Source organism: Micromonospora halotolerans (genome assembly GCF_032108445.1).
GTDB classification, from domain to species: Bacteria; Actinomycetota; Actinomycetes; order Mycobacteriales; family Micromonosporaceae; genus Micromonospora; species Micromonospora halotolerans.
In genome coordinates this window covers 820,276-841,897 of sequence record NZ_CP134876.1, presented here as the reverse complement: position 1 = coordinate 841,897, position 21,622 = coordinate 820,276, and the positions used below count along the sequence as shown (strand labels likewise).

Below are 21,622 nucleotides of genomic sequence, written 5' to 3'. Positions count from 1 at the left end.
CACCGCCTCCCCGCGTCAGTCGGGGGTGGTGACCCGGGTGGGGGCGGTCCAGGCCGAGGTGCCGACGACGTTGACCGAGCGGATGCGGTAGTGGTACGTCGCGCCCCGGGTCAGGCCGGTGTTCGTGAAGCCGCGGCCGGTCACGCTGAACGTGGCCAGGTCGTGGGTGAAGGCCGCGTCGGTGGCGCGCTGCACCACGAACCCCGCGCCCGTCCCGGTGGGCGTGCTGGCCGACCAGCTGAGGATCACCGTGGCGGTGTCCGGGGCGGGCGCGGTGGCGGTGGCAAGCACCCCGGTCGGCACTCCGGGCCGGGGTGGCGTCGTCACCGTGGCCACCGTCGACCACGGTGACGCGGCGCCCAGGTAGGTGGTGCGAACCCGGTAGTAGTAGGTGGTGTCCGGGGCGACCGCCGGGTCGAGGTGGGCCTCGCCCACGGCGATGGCCGTGGTCCCCGGCCCGCTCGTGAACGTCGGGTTGGTGGCCCGCTGCACGTCCACGCCGGTCGCGAAGGAACGGTTCGCCCAGCGCAGCGCGATCCGCAGCGGCGCGGCCGGCGGGATCACGGCGGCCAGCCTGGCCGGCGCGGTGAGCTGCACCGCGGCGGGGATGCTGTTCGACCAGGCCGAGCAGCTCACCGCGTTCTCGGCCCGGATCCGGTAGTGGTAGGTGACCCCGGGGGTGACGGTCGCGTCGGTGTACCGGGTGGCCGCGGCGGCCACGGTGAGCTCGGTGAGCCCGGCCGTGAAGGCCGCGTCGGTGGCACGTTGCAGCCGGTGGCTGCTGGCCGGCGGGCGGCTGCCGTTGCCGGTCCAGGTCAGCGCGATGGCGGGCAGCGCGGTGGCCGAGCCGGGCGCCGGGGTGGCGGTCAGCCCGGTCGGCGCCTTGGGCGCCATCCGCAGCACGAGCGGCCGGCTCATGCCCTGGTCGCGCAGCCCCGCCGAGCGGGTCTGCCAGCGGTACTCCCACCCGAGGTTGACCAGCTGGTTGACCACCGTGGCGGGCCGGCCGTCGACCGGGCTGACCGGGCTGGCGTCCAGCCGGGCGCCGGCCGGCCGGGTCGGGTCGAGCAGCCGTACGCTGTCGCCGATCTTGAAGGGGAGGGTGGGCGGGACCGGGCGCAGGGCCACGATCACGTCCTCCCGCGGGTTGACCCGGACGGTGTCCTTCCAGCCCAGCTCGTTGGCGTCCGGCGGGCGGACCGTGCCGTCCCAGCCGACCCGGTTGACCAGTTGCACGTCGCAGCCCTCGACGTGCACCGGGTGGGTGCGGGGTGCGTCGCCGACGATCCGCCACAGCTGGGTGCCGTCGGCCGGGCCGCCCACCGGCACGGTCGGGTCGGTCGCGTACAGCACCTCGGTGGCCGGGTCGGCCGGGCCGAGCGGCAGGGCGGCCGGGGTCCGGTGCCCGGCGTTCGGGTGGGCGACCCCGAGCCGCCCCACGGCCCGGCCGTGCCGGGACTCGAAGACCTGCCCGACCGACTTCACGGCCAGCGGCAGCGTGACCGGGGCGGCCGCGCCGGCCGGGGTGAAGGTCACCGAGGTGGCACGCACCGGCACCAGCGTGGCGCCGGCCGTGCGGATGCCGAAGGCCGCGTCGTAGGCCGGCTGCGGCACGATCGGCGGTCGCTGGCTCTCCGCGTACGCGCCGGGAAGCCGGGCGGCGAGCCGGTCCCGGTCGTACGGCTCGGCCGGGGTGCCGGTCACCCGGATCTGGAGGAGGGTCCGGGTGTTCGGGCCGTAGCCGGGGCGGGTGGCGGGCAGGCCGCCCGTGGCGGTGCGGTCCGGCGCGTCGGTGTGGTGGTCGTAGCGGGGGTCGAACCGGGGCAGCGGCGCCGGGCAGTCGTTGTAGAGGATCAGGGTGCTGCCCGGCGGGACGGTCGCGAAGTCGACCACCACGTCGGCCCGCTCGCCGGGGGCGAGCAGCAGGGTGTGCCCGTCCACGTTGAGCGCGGTGGGGTCCTGGCGGTCGTACCGGTAGCCGATCGGGCGGTGGGCCAGCACCACGGGGGCGGGCAGCAGACCACCCTCGTTGCCGATCTGGATCAGCTCCGGGCCGGCGGCGGCCGGATCGGGCACCCCGCCCTCGCGCCCGTCGACCGGCCAGTGCGCCGGCCGCGCGGCCGCCCGGACCGCGTCGACCATCGGCACCTCGCCGGCGCGCGGGTCGCCCGGCGCGCCGGTCCCGGTCCACATCGGCTGGTCGGAGCGGGCCCGGTAGAGCTGGAGGTTGAGCGTGCGGTCCGGGCAGGCGTTGAGGATCCGGAACCGGTACGCCCGCGGCGCGACCTCCAGGTAGGGGTACGCCACCCCGTTGACCAGCGGGGTGTCCCCGTACGCCTCGGGCACCGCCGACGGGTGCGGCACGCCCGGCGCGAGGGGCGGCTCGTCCGGCTCGGCGACGGGATCGTGGTGCGGGTTCGGCACCGGGGCGACCCAGGGGCTGGCCCCGCCGTCCGGGTCGTGCGTCCACGGGCCGTAGTCCCAGCGGCCGGTCGGGTTCCCGCCGCTGCTGCGGTACGGATTCTGCCGGGGCTGGTAGACGTGCGGGTGCCAGAGGCTGCCCTTCGCGCCCCAGCGGTCCCGGTCCCAGGTGGGATCCTGGGCGGCGAGCTGGGCGTCGTCCGGCACGAAGGTCTTGTCCTCGATCACCAGGGGCAGCTGGTCGGCGGGAAGCACCCCGTCGTCGACCAGCCGCTCCTCGGCCGGGTCGGTCAGCAGGTAGAGCGCGAGCTGCCCGGAGTAGACGGTGAGCCGGGACAGGCCGAGGATGTTGTCGTGCAGCCACATGAGCCGGCCGCTCTGCTCGTTGGGGAAGTAGAGCGTGGTGGCGCCCGCGCCGGGCGGCGGCATGTCCGGCACCGGGGTCACCCCCACCCCGGTCGGGTACGGGGTGATCTCGCCGGCCGGGGTGACCCACTGCCACGGGTTGCCGGCGCTGATCCAGGCCGTCTGCGCTCCGGCCAGGTGCGGCACCGCCCGGTTCTGCGGGTACGGCGCGGGCCCGTCCAGCGGCCCGGTCCCGGCCCCGTCGACCGTCTCGTCGACCGGCAGGAACAGTTCGCCGGCCCGGCCGGTGGGCAGTTGGTTGATGAACTTGATCCGCACCGGCCGGCCGCGCCGGGCGACGATCATCGGGCCGAGGTGCCACGGCCGGTCGGGCGGGACCACCGTGTTGTGGCCGGCCGCGTCGGTGCCCAGGTTGAGCTGGCGGTAGCCGCGCAGCCGGGTGGCCGGCAGGTCGCGGTGCAGGCGTTGCGCGTACTCCTGGAGGCCGATCTCGTAGTAGTCGCAGCCCGGCCACGTGATCGTGTCGGGGACCGCGACGGGCAGGCGGGCGCCGAGGCCGGCGGTGGCGAGCGGGCCGGGCACCGGCAGCGGGTCGACGAACTTGCGGATGCCGGTGCCGGGCAGCGGCCGGCCGGCCCGGTCGAGCACGGGCAGCGGGCTGGCGGCGAAGTTCGGCACCGGGCCGAACAGGCGCGGCACGGCGGCCGGGTCGAGACTGGCCGGCGTGGGGCCGGTTTCCTCGTCGGTGGCGCGGGCGGCGGGCACCGTCGGCGCGTGGTCCTCGGCGGTCCGGGCGAAGCGGTCCGCCCATCCCGGCCGGAGTCTGCGGAACAGCACCATGGCTCTCCCCGGGGTCGGGGCGCGCCTGCCGTCACCCCGACGTGGCGGGCGTACGCGCTGCTGACGATCGGTGAGCACTCCACCGCAGCATGCGACGCCGAAGGTGCGGGAGGGAACTACCCAATCGTCCGTATCTCGGGCGATCTTGGATGGTTCGTGGAAGTTCCACGCGCCGGTCCCCGGCTAGCGGTCGAAGCGGATCTCCACCCGCCGGTTGCGCGCCCGGCCCGCCGGGTTGTCCGCACCGTCCACCTGGTTGGGCGCCACCGGCCGGGCCTCGCCGTGACCCGCGACCGCGACGGCGACCCCCGGCCCGAGCAGCCGCGTCAGCTCGGCCCGCACCGCCTCCGCCCGCCGCCGCGACAGCGTGAGGTTGCTCCGCTCGTCGCCGACCGAGTCGGTGTGCCCGTCGATGCGGACGGTGCCCCGGGCCTGGGCGCGCACCTGCTCCGCGATCCCGGCCAGCCGGGTGCGCGCGGCCGGTGACAGCTCGGCCCGCCCGAAGGCGAAGAGCACGTCGGCGGCGAGGGTCAGCTCCACCCGGGAACGGGACTCGGCCGTGATGCTGCCGTCGGTCAGGTCCTCGACCGGGACGAGGATGTCCTGCGCCGGGGCGTCGAGGTCGAGCACCGGAGCCCGCACCACCGCGCCCGCGGGGAGGCTCGGCCCGGGCACCACGACCGGCTCCGGCGGCGGCGACGCCGGTGCGGCCGCCAGCGCCGGTCCGGCCGGCACGACGAGGGCGACGACGGCGGCCAGCGCCGCCGCCCGCTCAGCCGAGCGGGACATTCTCGAACACCGGCACCCGGGGTACGACCACGTCGACGGCGCTGACGTCGGCCGGCGGAGCGCCGAAGGTGGCGTACAGCCAGATCGACTGGCCCGGCTTCACGAACACCGAGGAGAGGCCCGACGACGCGAGGTACCGGGCGTCCCGCCCGTCCGGTGCGGCGCTCGGATCCACCCGGGCGACCAGGTGGCGCTTGCGGTTCTTCCGGTCCACCATGGTCACCCCGGCGAACGTGAGCGAGATGGTGTCGCCCTGGAAGGTGTCGCCCACCTGCCAGCTGTCCGTTCCGCCGGCGTCGGTGCGGGTCAGCTTCACGTTGACCGTGACGAAGCCGTCCCGGCGGCGGAGCTGGTACAGCTCGACCCGTACCGGGAACAGGCCGCCCTTGCTGATCTGGACGTCCCGGGTGGCGACGACCGCGCCGAGGTCCGCGACCCCCGCGCTCGCCGTGGCCTTCCCGTCGTCCGAGGCGTCCGAGGCGCGGAAGACGCCGCACCCCGTCACCGTCATCGCCGTGGCCAGCGCGACCGCGCCGAACCGGCTCGTCCTGATGGTCCGCACGAGACCCTCCCCATGATCGACGGCCACCAGCCTACAAAGTGGACGCGTCAGGGGCGGGCCGGTTGGCAGGCCGGGCACCAGTACGTGACCCGCTCGCCCAGCTCCTCCTTACGGATGGCGGTGCCGCAGCGCCGGCACGGCTGGGCCCGCCGGCCGTAGACGTAGCTGGTCTGACCGCGGTGCAGCGACCCGGTGGTGCTCTGCGCCCAGCGGCCCCGGTTGGCGGCGAGCAGCCGCTGCGCGAGCGTGACCGTGCCCGGCAGGTCGGGCACCGCGCGGACCGGAGTCCACGGGTTGACCCCACGCAGGAACAGCACCTCGCACTTGTAGAGGTTGCCCACCCCGGCCAGGTTGCGCTGGTCCAGCAGCGCCTCGCCGATCGTCTCGTCCGGGTGGGCGGACAGCCGACGCACCGCCTCCTCCGGGTCCCAGTCGGGGCCGAGCAGGTCCGGGCCGAGGTGGCCGACCAGCGACTCCTCCTCGGCGGTCGGGATCAGGGCCAGCTCGTGCAGGTGGTAGCCGACGGCGACCGCCCCGGGGGAGCGGAGCACCACCCGGATCAGGTGCGCCGGCCGGGCCGCCCACCGCTCGCCCGGCGCGTACGCCCGCCAGGCGCCGTCCATCCGCAGGTGCGAGTGCAGGGTCCAGTCCCGCCCGCCTTCGCCCCCGCCCCCGTCGCCGGCGGCGTCGGGCGGCGCGGGGGTGCCGGCCCCGGGCAGCGCGGCGGTGGCTCGCGCGGCGGCGTCGGGCGGCGCGGCGGTAGCTCGTGCGGCGGCGTCGGGCGGCGCGGTGAGGCGGAGCAGCAGGTGCTTGCCCCGGCTGGCCGACTCGCGCACGGTCCAGCCGGTCAGGTCGGTCGCGGCGAGCTGCGGCACGCGGAAGTCCGAGCCGGTGAGCCGGGCGCCGGCCAGGGCGCGCTGGAGGACGCGGGCGGTGTTCCAGACGGTGTCGCCTTCGGGCACCCCTCCATCCTCCCTCGCCCGGCCGGATCTGCAGGGTGGGCCGGGTCAGTCGCCGGTGACCGTCACCACGTCGCCGGGGCGCACGCCGAGCAGGTCGACCGCGCGGCCGGTGTTGACCGCCAGCGCCACCAGCCCGGCCGAGTCCACGTACGTGACCAGCCCGCCGGCCGGGGCGTCGCCGAAGGTCCGCCCGCGCACCGCCGCCCGCCCGGCCACCCGCACCCGCTCCGGCAGCGCGGCCAGCAGGGCGCCGGGGGCGGCGAGCTGGACGTTGCCGAAGTGGTCGACGGTCAGCACCTCGGCGGTGAAGCCCGCGTCGTCGGCGCGGACCACCGGCGCCGGCAGCCGGACCAGCGTCGCCGGGTCCACGGCCGGGCCCGCCTCGGCCAGCGGCGTGCCGAGCGCCAGCCGCGCGGCGACCGGCGCGAACACGTCCCGCCCGTGGAAGGTGCGGGAGACCGTCGGGGCGAGCCAGGCCGGATTGGTCAGCTCGACCGCCCCGGTGATCCCGCCCAGGGCCTCGGCGGCGTCCAGCAGCAGCCCGTTGTCCGGGCCGACCAGCAGCCCGCCCGGAGCGGCCAGGGCGACACCGCGCCGCGCCGTGCCCACACCCGGGTCGACCACCGCCACGTGCACCCCCACCGGCAGGTACGGCACCGTCTGGGCGAGAACGGCCGCGCCCCGGCGTACGTCGGCCGGCGGCACCAGGTGGGTCACGTCGATCACCCGGGCGGCCGGGGCGAGCCGGGCGAGCACCCCGTGGCAGGCCGCCACGAAGCCGTCGGCCAACCCGTAGTCGGTGGTCAGCGAGATCCAGGGGCCGCCGGCCGGCCCTCCGTCGCGGCCCGTCACGACCCGGCCGCCGGCGCCGGGAACCGCCGCTCCAGCCGCAGCTCGTCGTGGAGCGGGATGTCGTCCTCGCCGAGGTACGGGATGGTCGGCTTGACGGTCCGGGCCCGGTCCACCGCGCCCGCGTCCACCGCCACGATCCGCAGCCCCCGGCGCTGGTAGAAGCGGAGCGCCCGGAGGTTGTCGTTGGTGGTGACCAGCCAGAGCCGGTCGGCACCGGCGGCCGTGGCAACCGCCTCGGCGGCGGCCAGGAGGGCGCTGCCGGCGCCATTGCCCGGGGTCGTCGCGGCCAGGCTGACCACCTCCAGCCCGCCGTCGGCGAGCCGGTGCACCAGCGCCCCGGCGAACCCGCCCGCGCCGTCCACGGCCACCAGGGCGGGTAGTTCCCGCAGGTCGTAGCGGGTGTCGTGGACCACCACGTGCGGGCCGCCCCACTCCCGCTCGTGCAGGGCCGCGAGGTCGGCGTGGTCGCCCGGCCCGGCGGGTCGTACCTGGATCGAGGTCATGTCGTCCCCCTCGTCGTGTGCGGAGCAAAACGTAGCGAGCGGGCCGCTGGAACGCCGACAAGATCTTGGTAGCAAACGGCCCCTATAGGGGCCATTTCCGTCCAAGATCTCACGTGGCCCGCTGCCGCTGCGGGAGGTCAGCCTCGGAGGCGGAGGCCGCGGGGGGTGGCGCGGAAGCCCGCCGCGGTGAGCGCGTCGCGCAGCGGCGAGGAGTGCACGGCCTCGCCGTCGGCGCGTTCCACCGAGATGGCGCCCAGCGCGCCGGAGTGCACCGCGTCGGCGAGTGCCTTGCCGGCCGCGGCCAGCGCGTCGGTGTCGTCAGTGAAGGAGAGGATGGTCCGCCCGCCCCGCTCGACGTAGAGCACCAGGTCGCCGCCGACCAGCACGACCAGCGCCCCGGCCTTGCGCCCGGCCCGGTGCCCGGTGGCCGGGGCCGCCCCGTCACCGGAGTCGACCACCCGGTCGGGCCAGGGCAGGGCCGCGCCGTAGGGGTTGGCCGGGTCGGTGGCGGCGAGCACCACGGTGGGCCCGCCCCGGCCCCGACGGTCGTCGGCGGGGTCGGCGAGGGCGCGGATCCGGTCGACCGCACCGGGCACGGCGAACTGGGCCGCGCCCAGCCCCTCGACGAAGTAGCCGCGCCGGGCCGCCCCGCGTTCCTCCAGCGCGGACAGCACCGGGTAGACCGCCGCGAAACCGCCGGTCACCTGCTCGGCCATGACCGCGCCCCGGGTGACCACCCCGTGCCGTTCGAGCAGGAGGTCGGCCAGGGCGGCGGCCCGCCGGGTGGGGTCGAGGTCGCGCTCGGGCAGCCGGGACCAGCGGCCGGCCACGGTGGGCGGGCCACCGCGGCTGGGCAGGGCCACCCGGCCCGGGCGGCGGTAGCGGGTGCGCGGGGCGGTCGGCCGGCTGCGGTGCGCCCCGCCGCCGCCGAGCGCCGCCCGGAGCGGGGCCAGGGTGTCGTTGGTGAGGTGCCCGGCCCAGACCAGGTCCCACACCGCGGCCGCCAGGGCCGTGTCGTCGGTGGCGCCGATCCGGTCGGACAGGGAGCGGAAGAACAGCGCCTGCCCGTCGGCCAGCGCGTCGAGCACGGCCTCGTGCAGCGGGGTGACGGCCAGCGCCTCGTCCGGCGGGGGGAGCAGCAGCGGCGCGACGTCCGCGTACGCGAGGGTGACCCAGCCGTCGCCGCCGGAGATCGCCCCGGACCCGGCCCAGACCACCTCCCCGCTGGCACAGAGCTCGTCGAGCTGGGCGGGGGAGTAGTCGGCGATGCGGGCGGGCAGCACGAGACGTTCCAGCGCGGACGCCGGCACGGCCGCACCCTGCAACTGCTCGACGGTGGCGGCGACCGCCTCCACGCCACGGGCCGAGGAGCCGACCTGCTGCCAGCGGGGCAGGAACGCGGCGAGCGCCCGGGGCGGCACCGGCTCGATCTCCCGGCGCAGCGCGGCGAGGGACCGGCGGCGCAGCAGCCGCAGCACCTCGGCGTCGCACCACTGGGTGCCGACGCTGTCCGGGGCGAACTCGCCGGAGACCACCCGCCCGGTGGCGGCGAGCCGGCGCAGCGCCTGCTCGACGACGAACACCCCGAGCCCGAAGCGGGCGGCGCAGGTGGCCGCCGCGAACGGGCCGTGGGTGCGGGCGTAGCGGGCGACCAGGTCACCGAGCGGGTCGGCCACCGGCTCCAGGTAGGCCTCGGCCACCCCGACGGGCAGCGCCACGCCGAGCGCGTCGCGCAGCCGGGCGGCGTCCTCGACCACCACCCAGCGGTCCTCGCCGGCGATCCGCACGCGCAACGCCCGGCGGGCCGCCTCCAGCTCGCCCAGCCACCCCGCCGGTACGCCCCGCTCGGCCAGCTCGGCCTCGCTCAGGTCGCCGACCACCCGGAGCAGCTCGACCACGTCCTCGGCGTCGCGGGCGCGGCGCTGCTCGGTGCGCCAGCGCAGTTGCCGCTCGGTCTCGGCCAGCACCGCGGGGTCGAGCAGCTCCCGCAGGTCGACCCGGCCGAGCAGCTCGCCGAGGAGCGCGGAGTCGAGGGCCAGGGCGGCGGCCCGCCGTTCGGCCAGCGGCGCGTCGCCCTCGTAGAGGAACGCGCCCACGTAGCCGAAGAGCAGGGAGCGGGCGAACGGCGACGGGCGCTCGGACTCCACCTCGACCAGGCGGACCTTGCGGGCGCCCAGGTCGCGCATCAGCTCGGCAAGCGCCGGCTGGTCGAAGACGTCCTGGAGGCACTCCCGGGCGGCCTCCAGAGTGACCGGGAAGTCGGCGTACTCGCGGGCCACGTCGAGGAGCTGGGCGGCGCGCTGGCGCTGTTGCCAGAGCGGCTGCCGGCGGCGCGGGTCGCGGCGGGGCAGCAGCAGCGACCGGGCCGCGCACTCGCGGAACCGGGAGGCGAACAGCGCCGAGGTGCCGACGGACTCCTCGACCAGCTGGGCGATCTCCTCGGGGTCGAAGACCACCACGTCGGCGCCGGGCGGCTCCTCGGCGGTGTCCGGCAGCCGGACGACGATCCCGTCGTCGGAGGGCATCACCTGGGCGTCCACCCCGTAGCGCTCGGCCAGCCGCCGGCCGATGGCCAGCGCCCACGGGCCGTTGACCCGGGCGCCGAGCACCGAGTGCACGGCGAGCCGCCAGTCGCCCAGCTCGTCGCGGAACCGCTCGACCACGACCGTGCGGTCGTCGGGCAACGACCGGGTGGCCTCCTTCTGCTCGCGCAGGTAGGCCATCAGGTTGCCGGCGGCCCAGTCGTCCAGCCCGCCGGCGCGCAGCGCGGCCACCGCGTCGGTGTCGGACTGCCGCAGCAGCGCCCGGACCCGCGCGCCGATGGCCCGGCCCAGCTCGACCGGCCGGCCGAGCTGGTCGCCCTTCCAGAACGGCATCCGGGCGGCCTGCCCGGGCGCGGGGGAGACCAGCACCCGGTCGGGCGTGATCTCCTCGATCCGCCAGGACGACGAGCCGAGCAGGAACACGTCGCCGACCCGGGACTCGTAGACCATCTCCTCGTCCAGCTCGCCCACGCGGGCGGCCCGCTCGGCGCCGGCCAGGAAGACCCCGAACAGCCCCCGGTCGGGGATGGTGCCGCCGCTGGTGACGGCGAGCCGCTGCGCGCCGGGCCGGCCGGTGAGCACGTCGGCGGCCCGGTCCCAGACCAGTCGGGGGCGCAGCTCGGCGAAGGCGGTCGACGGGTAGCGCCCGGACAGCATGTCGAGCACCGCGTGCAGCGCCGAGTCGGGCAGCTCGGCGAAGGGCGCGGCCCGGCGGACCAGCACGGCCAGGTCGCCCAGCCGCCACGGCTCCAGGGCCACCATCGCCACGATCTGCTGGGCCAGCACGTCGAGCGGGTTGCGCGGGTAGTGCAGCTCCTCGATCGCGCCCTCGCCCATCCGCTCGGCGACCACGGTGCAGGAGAGCAGGTCGCCGCGGTGCTTCGGGAAGACCACGCCCCGGGAGACCGCGCCGACCTGGTGCCCGGCCCGGCCGACGCGCTGCAGGCCGGCGGCGACGCTCGGCGGGGCCTCGATCTGCACGACCAGGTCGACCGCGCCCATGTCGATGCCCAGCTCCAGGCTGGAGGTGGCGACCACGGCCGGGAGCTGCCCGGACTTGAGCGCCTCCTCGATGTGCTTGCGCTCCTCCCGGGAGACGCTGCCGTGGTGGGCGCGGGCGATCACCGGTGGCGCCCCGGCCGCCGCCCCGGACTGTGCCATCACCTCGGCCGGCTGCCGGGGCGCGCGCAGCGGCCCGACCGGCCCGCCGAACGCGTCGGCGCCGCGCCGCCGCGCCGGGCCGACGCCACCCTCCGGACCGACGTCGCCGGCCGCCAGGCCGGGGCCTTGTCCAGGACCGTCGTCCGGCGGGCCGCCGCCCCCGGGCAGCAGCTCGGATACGCGCACCGGCTCCCCGCCCCGGGCCACGCGACCGCCGTCCGGGGCGGCCGCGGCCTCCAGCTCCTCGGCGGCCAGCTCGTTGAGCCGGGCGCAGAGCCGCTCGGCGCTGCGCCGCGAGTTGGTGAACACGATGGTCGACCGGTGCGACCGGATCAACGCGAAGACCCGTTCCTCGACGGCGGGCCAGATCGACGCCCGGCGCGGCCCGACGCCACCCAGCGCGTCCTCCGGCGGCTCCTGCTCGTCGAGGCGGGTCATGTCCTCGACCGGGACCTGGACGCTGACCTCGATGGTCTTGCTGGTGGGCGGCTGCACCACGTCGACCGGGCGGGCGCCGCCGAGGAAGCGGGCGCAGACGTCGATCGGCCGGACGGTGGCGGAGAGCCCGATGCGCTGCGCCGGGGTCTCCAGCAGCGCGTCGAGGCGTTCCAGGGAGAGCGCCAGGTGGGCGCCGCGCTTCGTCCCGGCGACCGCGTGCACCTCGTCGACGATCACCGTGCGCACCCCGCGCAGCGAGTCGCGGGCGGCGGAGGTGAGCAGCAGGAACAGCGACTCGGGCGTGGTGATGAGGATGTCCGGCGGGGTGCGGGCGAAGGCCCGCCGCTCGTCGGAGGGGGTGTCACCGGTGCGCATGCCCACGGTGATGTCGGGCGGGGTGAGGCCGAGCCGGGTGGCGGCCTGCCGGATGCCGGTGAGCGGGGCGCGCAGGTTCCGTTCGACGTCGACGGCGAGCGCCTTGAGCGGGCTGACGTAGAGGACCCGGCAGCGCTGCCGCGCCTCGGCGGGCGGTGGCTCCTTGGCCAGCCGGTCGAGCGACCAGAGGAACGCCGCAAGGGTCTTGCCGGAGCCGGTCGGGGCGACGACCAGCGCGTTGCGGCCGGCGGCGACCGACCGCCAGGCGCCTTCCTGGGCGGGGGTGGGCGCCGCGAAGGCCGCGGCGAACCACTCCCGGGTCGCCGCGCCGAACCCCGCCAGGACCGCCGCGCCCCGGGTCACCTCGTCCGCCACGCCCTCCATCCTGCCTCGACCGTGTGACAACCGGTCCTCGCGAGACGCTGATCTGTCCGGGACGGTGCTTTAAGCGACGGATGCGGCCTTGGACGCGTTAAGTCTTACTTAACTGCTTGCTTGCACTGCGCAACATAAAGTAACTTCACTCGCAACGCAGCGTGGGGTGGAGGGGCTTGGATGACCGTGCAGGGGCGAGGGTCCGGGTCCGGCACCGACGTGCTCATCCGCAAGGTCGACAGTCACCTCGCCACACTGCGCACCGGCCTGCACGGCCCCGAGCTGGAGCTGGCCGAGGAACTGGCCCGCTGCCTGCGCGAGCTGGTCGTCGCCACCGCCCACTCCAGCGCCGCCGACCGGGGGCTCGTCCGCGCCGCCGTGCACTACTTCGTGCTGCGCCGGGAGAGCCGCGGCAAGCTGCTGCCGGTGCGCTCCCTGGCCGCCGCGCAGCGGGTCGTCAACAAGGCGGTCCGCCAGCTCGGCCGCACCGACCTGCTCGTCGAGGCGCCCCGCCGGGACCGCTCCGCCCCCGACCCCGCCCTGCGCTGAGCGGGGGCGCCGGGCGCCGGGCCGGTTTCCCGAAAACCGCCCGGTCGGGCGGGAATGTAGCGTCTGATCGGTCGTGGCCGCAGCGTGCCTGGGCGCGCTGTCACCTCGACCGGGAGTGCGCGTGCTCGTCCTGCTGATCCTGCACCTGGTGGCGGCCCTGTCCGCCCCGCTGCTGGTCCGCCGGTGGGGCCCCCGCGCCTGCCTGCTGCTCGCGCTCGCCCCGGCCGCCACCTTCGGGTGGGCGGTGGCGCACACCGGGGCGGTCCACGCGGGCGAAGCGGTGGTCGAGACGTACCCGTGGGTCGCGGAGCTCCAGCTCGACGTGGCGCTGCGGGTCACCACCCTGTCCTGGCTGATGCTGTTGCTGGTCGGCGGCGTCGGCGCGCTGGTGCTGGTCTACTCCGCCCGCTACTTCCACGCCGGCTCGGCGGGCCTGGCCCGGTTCGCGGCCGTCATGGTCGCCTTCGCGGGGGCGATGCTCGGCCTGGTCGTCTCCGACGACCTGCTGCTGCTCTACGTCTTCTGGGAGCTGACCACGGTCTTCTCCTACCTGCTCATCGGGCACAGCACCGAGCGGCGGTCCAGCCGCTGGGCCGCGGCCCAGGCGCTGACCGTCACCACCCTGGGCGGGCTGGCCATGCTGGTCGGCTTCCTGCTGCTCGGCCACCACGTCGGCAGCTACCGCTGGTCCGTCGTCACGGCCGCGCCGCTGCCCGGCGGCGGTTACCTGGTGGTCGCCGTGGTGCTCGTCCTCGCCGGCGCGCTCGCGAAGTCCGCGGTGTTCCCGTTCACCTCGTGGCTGCCGGTGGCGATGGCGGCGCCCACCCCGGTCAGCGCCTACCTGCACGCGGCGGCCATGGTGAAGGCCGGGGTGTTCCTCATCGGGCTGCTCGGCCCGGCGCTCGCGCCGGCCGGGCCGTGGCGTCCGGTCACCGTGGTCGCCGGGCTGGTCACGCTGGTCGCCGGGGGCTGGGCGGCGCTGCGGCAGACCGACCTCAAGCTGCTGCTGGCGTACGGGACGGTCAGCCAGCTCGGCCTGCTCACCGTGGTGCTCGGGGCGGGCACCCCGAAGGCGGCCCTCGCCGGCGTCGCCATGCTGCTGGCGCACGCGCTGTTCAAGGCGGCGCTCTTCCTCGTCGTCGGCATCCTCGACCACAGCGCCGGCAGCCGGGACCTGCGCGACCTGTCCGGCGTGGGACGCGGCGCCCCGGTGCTCGCCACGGTCGCCACGCTGGCCGCCGCCTCGATGGCCGGCGTGCCGCCGCTGCTCGGGTTCGTGGCGAAGGAGGCGGTGCTCGGGGCGTTCACCGGGCGGCCCGTGGTGCTCGCCGGGCTGGTGGTCGGAAGCGCGCTGACCGTCGCGTACAGCATCCGGTTCCTCTGGGGTGCCTTCGCGTCGCGGCCGGGCGTGCCGGTCACCGACGTGGCGCGGCCGCCCGCCGCGATGCTCGTACCCCCGGCCCTGCTCGCCGTCGCCGGGTTCGCCGCCGGCCCGGCCGCCGGCTGGCTGGGCGGCCTCCTCCGCCCGTACGCCGAGCTGTTCGGCCCGGTCGAGGAGAAGCTGGCGCTCTGGCACGGACCGACCGCGGCGCTCGGCCTCTCCGCCGTCGTGCTGGCCGGCGGCTTCGTGCTGCACCTGGTCCGCGGCCCGCTCACCCCGGCGCTGACCCGGCTGCGGGCGCCGGTCGGCGGCAACCAGGGGTACGAGTGGATCACCCACTGGTTCGACCGGTTCGCCATCGAGGTCACCGGCGCGACCCAGCGCGGCGCCCTGCCGCAGTACCTGGGCACCGTGCTGGTCTCCCTGGTGCTGGTGCCGGGCGGCGCCATGCTGGCCACCCGGCCCTGGCGCACGGAGATCGCGGTCTGGGACAACCCGACCCAGCTCGTGGTCTGCGTGGTGATCGCGGTGGCCGCGCTGCTCGCGGTGGGCGCCCGGCGCCGGCTCACCGCGATGCTGCTGGTGGGCGTCACCGGCTACGGCACCGCGATGATGTTCGTCCTCTACGGCGCGCCCGACGTGGCGCTCACCCAGTTCCTCGTGGAGACCGCCACCATCGCCGTCTTCGTGCTGGTGCTGCGCCGGCTCCCGGACCGCTTCTCGGCCCGCCCGCTGCGCCGCAGCCGCTGGGTCCGCCGGGGCATCGGGCTGGCCGCCGGTCTGGTGACGGCCGGCCTGGCGCTGGCCGCGGCGGGTGCGCGGCGGACCCCGTCGATCTCGGCCGCGTTCCCCGACCTGGCCGTGGCGGAGGGCTACGGCCGCAACGTGGTCAACGTGACCCTGGTCGACATCCGGGCCTGGGACACCATGGGGGAGATGGCCGTGCTGGTGGTGACCGCGACCGGGGTGGCCAGCCTGATCTTCGAGCGGTCCCGCACCGGGCCCCGGCCGCGCCGACCCGCCCCGGTCCGGTCCGGCCCGGACCGGGGGACGGTCTGGCTGCGCGGCGGGGCGACCCTGCACGCGCGCCGCCGCTCGATCGTCTTCGAGGTGGTCACCCGGCTGATCTTCCACACGGTGCTGCTCTTCTCGCTGTTCCTGCTCTTCTCCGGGCACAACTCTCCGGGCGGCGGCTTCTCCGGCGGCCTGGTCGCCGGCCTCGCGCTGACCGTCCGCTACCTGGCCGGCGGCCGGTACGAGCTGGCCGAGGCGGCGCCGGTCGGCGCCGGCACCGTGCTCGGCGCGGGCCTGGCCCTCTCGGTGGGCGGCGGCGCGGTCGGGCTGCTCCTCGCCGACCAGGTGCTGGAGAGCGTGAAGGTCAACCTCTGGCTGCCGCTGGTCGGCGACTTCTACCTGGTCACGTCGCTCTTCTTCGACATCGGCGTCTACCTGGTCGTGGTCGGGCTCGTGCTGGACATCCTGCGCAGCCTCGGCGCCGAGGTGGACCGGCACGTCGAGGCGGCCGGCGAACCGGCCCGCGGGCTCGCCGTGCAGCACGAGGGGGAGGCGCCGTGAGCGCGCCGCCGCGAGGGTCCCGGTCCCGTCCGGGGGTGCCCCGGTGACCCGGGGCGCGGCCGGGCCGACCCTGGTGCTGGTGATCGCCGTCGGCGTGCTCGTGGCCACCGGGGTCACGCTGCTGCTGGAGCGGAGCCTGACCCGGATCCTGCTCGGCGTCATCCTGCTCGGCAACGGGGTGAACCTGCTGATCCTGCTCGGCGGCCGGTCCGGGGCCGCGCCGCTGGCGGGCACCGCGCCGGCGTCGGCCATGAGCGACGCGCTGCCGCAGGCCATGGTGCTCACCGCCGTGGTGATCACCTTCGGGCTGACCGCGTTCCTGCTCGCCGTCGCCTACCGGAGCTGGTACCTGACCGGCGACGACGAGGTGCAGGACGACCTGGAGGACCGGCAGGTCGTCCGGCTCGCCAGGAGCAACGAGGTGCCCACCGCGGACCTCGGCGGCGAGGGGCCGGACAACGACCCGGAGCAGGTGGACCCGGAGCCGGCGCTGCGCCGCCTGCGCCAGCGGAGGGAGGAGGGATGACCGCTCTCGTGCCGCTGCCGGTGGTGGTGCCGTTGCTCGGCGCGGCGCTCACCCTGATCCTCACCAACCGGCCCCGGTTGCAGCGGTCGGTCAGCGTGATCGGGCTGACCACGACCCTGGTGGTGGCGATGGTGCTGCTGGTCGAGGCGTACCGGCACGGTCCGCTGGTGGTCCGGGTGGGCGGCTGGCCGCCTCCGGTCGGCATCGTGCTGGTCGCCGACCAGTTGGCCGCGCTCATGCTGGTGGTCTCCTCGGCGGTCACCCTGTGCGTGCTGCTCTACTCGATCGGTCAGGGGCGGGGGGAGACCAGCGAGTCCGCGCCGGTGAGCATCTACCACCCCACCTACCTCGTGCTGATCGCCGGCGTGACGAACGCCTTCCTCGCCGGAGACCTGTTCAACCTGTTCGTCGGCTTCGAGATCCTGCTGGCCGCGAGCTTCGTGCTGATCACCCTCGGCGGCACGGAGGTGCGGATCCGCACCGGTTCGACGTACGTGGTGGTCAGCGTCCTGTCGTCGATGATCTTCCTGGCCGCGGTGGGGCTCGTGTACGCGGCCACCGGCACCCTCAACATGGCGCAGCTCGCCGGCCGGTTGGACGCCCTGCCGTCCGGCGTACGCCTGGCGTTGCAGCTCACCCTGCTGCTCGCCTTCGCCATCAAGGCGGCGGTCTTCCCGGTCTCGGCCTGGCTGCCGGACAGCTACCCGACCGCGCCCGCCCCGGTCACCGCGGTCTTCGCCGGCCTGCTCACCAAGGTCGGCGTCTACGCGATCATCCGCACCGAGACCCTGCTCTTCCCCGGCGGGCAGGTCTCCGGCCTGCTCATGGTGGTGGCCGGGCTGACCATGGTGGTCGGCATCCTGGGCGCGGCGGCCCAGTCCGACCTGAAGCGGATCTTCTCCTTCACGCTGGTCAGCCACATCGGCTACATGATCTTCGGGGTGGCGTTGAGCAGCGTCGCGGGCCTGGCCGGGGCGATCTTCTACGTGGTGCACCACATCACCATCCAGACCACCCTCTTCCTGGTCGCCGGCCTGGTCGAGGAGCGCGCCGGCAGCACCGACCTGCGCCGGCTCGGCGGGCTGGCCCGCCTCGCCCCGCTGCTCGCCGTGCTCTTCTTCGTCCCGGCCATGAACCTGGCCGGCATCCCGCCGTTCTCCGGCTTCCTCGGCAAGCTCGGCCTGCTCCAGGCCGGCGTGGCGGCCGGCGGGACGCTGCCCGCCGTGCTCGTCGGGGCCGGCACCCTGACCAGCCTGCTCACCCTCTACGCCGCCTCCCGGGTGTGGAACATCGCGTTCTGGCGGGCGCCCCGGCTGGCCACCGCCGGCCCGCCCGTCCGGCTGCCCGGGCTGATGGTCGGGGCCACCGCGGCCCTCGTGGTGCTCGGGCTGGTGCTCACCGCGGCCGCCGGGCCGCTGTTCCGGGTCACCTCGGACGCGGCCACCGACCTGCGCCAGCGCACCCCGTACGTCCGGGCCGTCCTGCCGGCGGACCTGCCGTGACCGACAGCCTGCCCGCGGGCCGGCCGGCCGACGGCGGGGAACCGCCGGGCGGGCTGCCACCGACCGGATCGGCGCCCGACGCCCCCGCGCCCGCTGTGGGCCGGGGCGGGCGGCGGCGCGACCAGGCCATCGCGCTCGGCTGGCTGGTCGCCATCTGGGTGCTGCTCTGGGGCGACCTGTCCTGGGGCAACGTGCTCGCCGGCCTGGTGCTCGGCGTGGCCGTGCTGCTCTTCTTCCCGCTCCCGCCGGTCACCTTCGGCGGGCGGCTGCGCCCCGGCGCCCTGCTGGTCCTCGCGGTGACCTTCGCCGGCGAACTGGTCACCGCGAGCCTCCACGTCGCCGCCGTGGCGGTGCGTCCCGGCTACCGCCCGCGCGGAGCGGTCATCGCGGTGCCGCTGCGGGTCCGCACCGATCTCAACCTGGCGCTCACCGCCGAGGTGATCTCGCTGGTGCCGGGGACCCTGATCCTCGAGGTGGACCGCGACCGCGGGGTGCTCTACGTGCACGTGCTCGACGTCCGCGGCCCGGAGGACCTGACCGCCGGCCGGGAGCGCACCCTCGCCGTCGAACGTCGCATCGTCCGCGCCGTGGGCTCCCCCGCCGAGGTACGCCAGCTCGATTTCGAACCCGCCGATCGGAGGGACCACCCGTGACCGCGCTCCTCGCCCTCGCGCTGACCGTGCTGCTCTCGGTCACCGCGCTGCTCGCCCTGGCCCGGATCTACCGGGGCCCGTCCCTGCTCGACCGGGTGGTCGCCGCCGACCTGCTGCTCTCCACCATGCTCGGCGCGGTCGGCGCGGAGGCGGCGGTGAACGGGCACGCCACCACGCTGCCCGTGCTCGTGGTGCTCTCCCTGCTCGGCTTCGTCGGGTCGGTGTCCCTGGTGCGGTTCGCGGTCCGGGAGGAAGTGTGAGCGCGAGGAGTGAGCCGGGCCGGCGAGCCGCGCGGTCGCGGACGACGGGCGGTGCGGTGTGATCCTGATCGCCGACTGGCTCGGCGGCCTCTGCCTGCTGGCCGGGGCGCTGCTCAGCCTGGTCGCCGGGATCGGCGTGCTGCGCTTCCCGGACACGCTGGCCCGGATGCACGCCGCCACCAAGCCGCAGGTGCTCGGCGTGCTGCTGCTCCTCGTCGGCCTCGCGCTGCGCCTGCGTACGCTGTCGGACCTCGGCATGATCGCCCTGGTGGCGGTGTTCCAGCTGGCCACCGCGCCGGTCGCCGCGCAGATGATCGGGCGGGCGGCCTACCGTTCGGGGCGGATCGACCGGGAACTGCTGGACGTCGACGAGCTGTCCGGCCGGTGAACCGGACAGCGGGGAGGCTTCCGGCACCCTCAGCGAACGCCCAGCCGGCGCCGATAAAATGGCGGCATGATCGACTCCTCTGCCCAGGAGGGCAGCAGTAGCCAGCCGGGTCGTGCCCGGCAACCTCTGGACCCGACGGCCCCGGGAGCCCTGACCCTCCCGTGCTGATCCTCGTCGGACTCGTCCTCATCATCGTGCTCACCGCCGCCACCGGTTATTTCGTGGCCCAGGAGTTCGGTTACGTCGCCGTGGACCGGGGCAAGCTCAAGCAGCTCGCCGACGGCGGCGACGCCGCCGCCGCCCGGGCCCTGGAGGTGACCGGCCGGCTCTCGTTCATGCTCTCCGGCGCCCAGCTCGGCATCACCGTGACCGCCCTGCTGGTCGGTTACGCCGCCCAGCCGTACCTGGGCGCCGGGCTGGCCGACCTGCTCGGCCTGGCCGGCGTCTCCGACGCCGTGGCGCTGCCGCTGTCGGTGGCGCTCGCCCTGCTCATCGCCACCGTCGTGCAGATGGTCCTCGGTGAGCTGGCCCCCAAGAACCTGGCCATCGCCCGTGCCGTGCCGCTCGCCCGGGCACTCGCCCGGTCCACCCTCATGTACCTGCGGATCGCCGGACCGGTGATCACCCTCTTCGACCGCGCCGCCGTGCGGCTGCTCCGCCGGGTCGGCATCGAGCCGATCGAGGAGCTGCCCAGCGGCGCCACCCCGGAGGACCTGGAGCAGATCATCGCCGAGTCCCGGGAGGAGGGGCACCTCGACGCCGAGATGTCCGACCTGCTCGACCGGGGTCTCGACTTCCGGGAGCTCACCGCCGGGGAGGCCATGGTCCCCCGGGTCGACGTGCACACCGTACGGGCCGACGAGCCGGTCAGCCGGGTCGTCGAGATGCTCGACACCGGCCACTCCCGGTTCCCGGTGCGCGGCGCCGAGGGCGTCGACGACCTGATCGGCGTGATCGGGATCGCCGACGTGCTCGGCGTGCCGCCGGCCGAGCGGGCCAGCACCCGGGTGGCCGCGGTGGCCGTACCCCCGCTGCTGGTGCCGGAGACGCTGCCGCTGCCGACCGTGCTGGACCGGCTCCGGGTCGGGCACCGCCAGCTCGCCTGCGTGGTCGACGAGTACGGCGGCTTCGCCGGTGTGATCACGCTGGAGGACATCGCCGAGGAGCTGGTCGGGCCGATCCGCGACGAGGACGACCCGCCGGAGCGGGCCCCCGCCCGGCAGGAGGACGGCTCCTGGGTGGTGCCGGCTCGCTGGCGGATCGACGAGGTGGCCGACAGCACCGGCATCGCGCTGCCCGAGGCCCCCGAGTACGACACGCTCTCCGGCCTGGTCATGCGCGAGCTGGGGCGGGTGCCCGAGGTCGGCGACCGGCTGGAGATCGCGCTCGCCGTCGACGGCGACGAGCCGGACACCGAGCCCCGCGCCCTGGTCGAGGTGCTCGCCGTGGACCGGCACGTGGCCGACTCCGTCCGGCTGCGGACCACCGCCGCCGCGCACGGGGAGGAGGCCGCATGAGCCCCGGGTTCGCGCTCTTCTTCTCGGTGGTGCTGCTGGCGCTCAACGGCTTCTTCGTGGCGGCCGAGTTCGCGCTGGTCGCGGCCAAGCGGTACCGCCTGGAGCAGTCGGCGGCCGGCGGCGGCCGGGCGGCCCGCGCGGCGCTGGACGGCGTCCGCGAGCTGAGCCTCATGCTGGCCGGCGCCCAGCTCGGCATCACCCTGTGCACCCTGGGTCTCGGCGCGCTGGCCGAGCCGGCCATCGAGCACCTGCTCAGCCCGCTGCTGCACGCGGTCGGGCTGCCGGACGCGGTCAGCCACCTGGTCGGGCTGCTGTTCGCCCTGGCCCTGGTGACGTTCCTGCACCTCGTGGTGGGCGAGATGGCCCCGAAGTCCTGGGCGATCACCGACGCGGAGCGCTCGGCCATGCTGCTGGCGCTGCCGTTCCGGGCCTTCGCCCGGGTCGCCCGCCCGGTGCTGTCCGCGCTCAACGCGCTGGCCAACGCCGTGCTGCGGCTGGTCGGCGTCCAGCAGCAGGACCAGCTCGCCCAGGTGCACGGCCCGGACGAGCTGCGCATCCTGCTGGAGCAGTCCCGCGAGCACGGGCTGCTCGGCGCCGAGCAGCACCAGATGCTGACCAGCATGCTGGAGTTGCAGGGCACCACCGTGGCGCAGGTGATGGAGCCGTTCGACCGGATCGTCACGGTCCGCCGGGACGACGCCGCCGAGCGGATCGAGCAGGTCTCCCGCGACAGCGGCCGGTCCCGGCTCGCCGTGGTCGACACCGGCGGCGAGGTCTGCGGCCTGGTTCACGTGCGCGAGGCGGTCCGGGCGGTCACCACCGGCCGGCCGGCGACCGCCGAGGAGCTCATGACCCCGGCGTTCACCCTGCCCGGCGAGGCGTCGGTCACCGAGGCGGTGGCGGCCATGCGGGGCCGGCAGGCCCAGCTGGCGCTGGTCCGCAACGGCGGCGGCCCGACCCGGCCGATCGGCTTCGTCGCGCTGGAGGACCTTCTCGAGGAGGTCATCGGCGAGTTCGACGACGAGACCGACCCGGTGCCGCGCGGCCGCCGGATGCGCTGACTTTTCCGGATGCGCCCGCCGTC

Annotated in this window: 16 protein-coding genes; 9 read left to right on the top strand and 7 right to left on the bottom strand. The window is 75.8% G+C overall.

The genetic code is table 11. The features are described from left to right. Window positions 1–15: 15 nt before the first annotated feature. The 7 genes from RMN56_RS03825 to RMN56_RS03795 form a co-directional block, all read right to left on the bottom strand. Window positions 16–3,627, bottom strand: a complete 3,612-nt coding sequence (locus RMN56_RS03825) for a multicopper oxidase domain-containing protein (protein WP_313722460.1) — start codon at window positions 3,625–3,627, stop codon at window positions 16–18. Window positions 3,628–3,810: 183 nt separating this feature from the next. After that, window positions 3,811–4,416, bottom strand: a complete 606-nt coding sequence (locus RMN56_RS03820) for an OmpA family protein (RefSeq protein WP_313722459.1) — start codon at window positions 4,414–4,416, stop codon at window positions 3,811–3,813. Then, window positions 4,400–4,978, bottom strand: coding sequence for a hypothetical protein (locus tag RMN56_RS03815; protein WP_313722458.1), 579 nt, complete (start codon window positions 4,976–4,978; stop codon window positions 4,400–4,402). The genes RMN56_RS03820 and RMN56_RS03815 overlap by 17 nt, the downstream gene beginning before the upstream one ends. Before the next feature lie 47 nt (window positions 4,979–5,025). Further along, window positions 5,026–5,940: a zinc finger domain-containing protein gene (locus tag RMN56_RS03810; protein WP_313722457.1), complete on the bottom strand. Its 915-nt coding sequence runs from the start codon at window positions 5,938–5,940 to the stop codon at window positions 5,026–5,028. A 45-nt stretch (window positions 5,941–5,985) separates the two neighbouring features. Beyond that, window positions 5,986–6,792: an SAM hydrolase/SAM-dependent halogenase family protein gene (locus tag RMN56_RS03805; protein ID WP_313722456.1), complete on the bottom strand. Its 807-nt coding sequence runs from the start codon at window positions 6,790–6,792 to the stop codon at window positions 5,986–5,988. Next, window positions 6,789–7,295: a GNAT family N-acetyltransferase gene (locus RMN56_RS03800; RefSeq protein ID WP_313722455.1), complete on the bottom strand. Its 507-nt coding sequence runs from the start codon at window positions 7,293–7,295 to the stop codon at window positions 6,789–6,791. Before RMN56_RS03800 ends, RMN56_RS03805 begins: the two co-directional genes overlap by 4 nt. A 137-nt stretch (window positions 7,296–7,432) precedes the next feature. Further along, window positions 7,433–12,196 (bottom strand): Lhr family helicase, encoded by a 4,764-nt coding sequence (locus tag RMN56_RS03795; protein ID WP_376787273.1) that lies wholly within the window; start codon window positions 12,194–12,196, stop codon window positions 7,433–7,435. 171 nt (window positions 12,197–12,367) lie between these two features. Between RMN56_RS03795 and RMN56_RS03790 the strand changes: the two genes are divergently transcribed. From RMN56_RS03790 to RMN56_RS03750, 9 genes are all read left to right on the top strand, one after another. Beyond that, entirely contained in the window at window positions 12,368–12,736 is a 369-nt protein-coding gene (locus RMN56_RS03790; RefSeq protein ID WP_313722453.1) for a hypothetical protein, read from the top strand. Window positions 12,737–12,857: 121 nt separating this feature from the next. Further along, window positions 12,858–15,692 (top strand): Na+/H+ antiporter subunit A, encoded by a 2,835-nt coding sequence (locus RMN56_RS03785; protein ID WP_313722452.1) that lies wholly within the window; start codon window positions 12,858–12,860, stop codon window positions 15,690–15,692. Window positions 15,693–15,735: 43 nt separating this feature from the next. Continuing rightward, window positions 15,736–16,218 (top strand): Na(+)/H(+) antiporter subunit C, encoded by a 483-nt coding sequence (locus tag RMN56_RS03780; protein WP_313722451.1) that lies wholly within the window; start codon window positions 15,736–15,738, stop codon window positions 16,216–16,218. Beyond that, window positions 16,215–17,720 (top strand): Na+/H+ antiporter subunit D, encoded by a 1,506-nt coding sequence (locus tag RMN56_RS03775; protein WP_313722450.1) that lies wholly within the window; start codon window positions 16,215–16,217, stop codon window positions 17,718–17,720. Before RMN56_RS03780 ends, RMN56_RS03775 begins: the two co-directional genes overlap by 4 nt. Then, on the top strand, window positions 17,717–18,373 hold the full coding sequence (locus tag RMN56_RS03770) for a Na+/H+ antiporter subunit E (RefSeq protein ID WP_376787272.1): 657 nt from the start codon (window positions 17,717–17,719) through the stop codon (window positions 18,371–18,373). The genes RMN56_RS03775 and RMN56_RS03770 overlap by 4 nt, the downstream gene beginning before the upstream one ends. Next, window positions 18,370–18,633 (top strand): MrpF/PhaF family protein, encoded by a 264-nt coding sequence (locus tag RMN56_RS03765; protein ID WP_151462720.1) that lies wholly within the window; start codon window positions 18,370–18,372, stop codon window positions 18,631–18,633. Before RMN56_RS03770 ends, RMN56_RS03765 begins: the two co-directional genes overlap by 4 nt. A gap of 58 nt (window positions 18,634–18,691) precedes the next feature. Beyond that, window positions 18,692–19,021: a monovalent cation/H(+) antiporter subunit G gene (gene mnhG, locus RMN56_RS03760; protein WP_313722449.1), complete on the top strand. Its 330-nt coding sequence runs from the start codon at window positions 18,692–18,694 to the stop codon at window positions 19,019–19,021. Between the two features lie 161 nt (window positions 19,022–19,182). Continuing rightward, entirely contained in the window at window positions 19,183–20,538 is a 1,356-nt protein-coding gene (locus RMN56_RS03755) for a hemolysin family protein (protein ID WP_313722448.1), read from the top strand. Next, window positions 20,535–21,599, top strand: coding sequence for a hemolysin family protein (locus RMN56_RS03750; RefSeq protein WP_313722447.1), 1,065 nt, complete (start codon window positions 20,535–20,537; stop codon window positions 21,597–21,599). The genes RMN56_RS03755 and RMN56_RS03750 overlap by 4 nt, the downstream gene beginning before the upstream one ends. Window positions 21,600–21,622 lie beyond the last annotated feature (23 nt).

What these genes read in the sequence shown, in the direction of transcription:
- RMN56_RS03825 (WP_313722460.1), bottom strand. Translation starts at nt 3,627, where the DNA reads ATGGTGCTGTTCCGCAGACTCCGGCCGGGATGGGCGGACCGCTTCGCC.
- RMN56_RS03800 (WP_313722455.1), bottom strand. Translation starts at nt 7,295, where the DNA reads ATGACCTCGATCCAGGTACGACCCGCCGGGCCGGGCGACCACGCCGAC.
- RMN56_RS03775 (WP_313722450.1), top strand. Translation starts at nt 16,215, where the DNA reads ATGACCGCTCTCGTGCCGCTGCCGGTGGTGGTGCCGTTGCTCGGCGCG.
- RMN56_RS03820 (WP_313722459.1), bottom strand. Translation starts at nt 4,416, where the DNA reads ATGTCCCGCTCGGCTGAGCGGGCGGCGGCGCTGGCCGCCGTCGTCGCC.
- RMN56_RS03790 (WP_313722453.1), top strand. Translation starts at nt 12,368, where the DNA reads ATGACCGTGCAGGGGCGAGGGTCCGGGTCCGGCACCGACGTGCTCATC.
- RMN56_RS03795 (WP_376787273.1), bottom strand. Translation starts at nt 12,196, where the DNA reads ATGGAGGGCGTGGCGGACGAGGTGACCCGGGGCGCGGCGGTCCTGGCG.
- RMN56_RS03750 (WP_313722447.1), top strand. Translation starts at nt 20,535, where the DNA reads ATGAGCCCCGGGTTCGCGCTCTTCTTCTCGGTGGTGCTGCTGGCGCTC.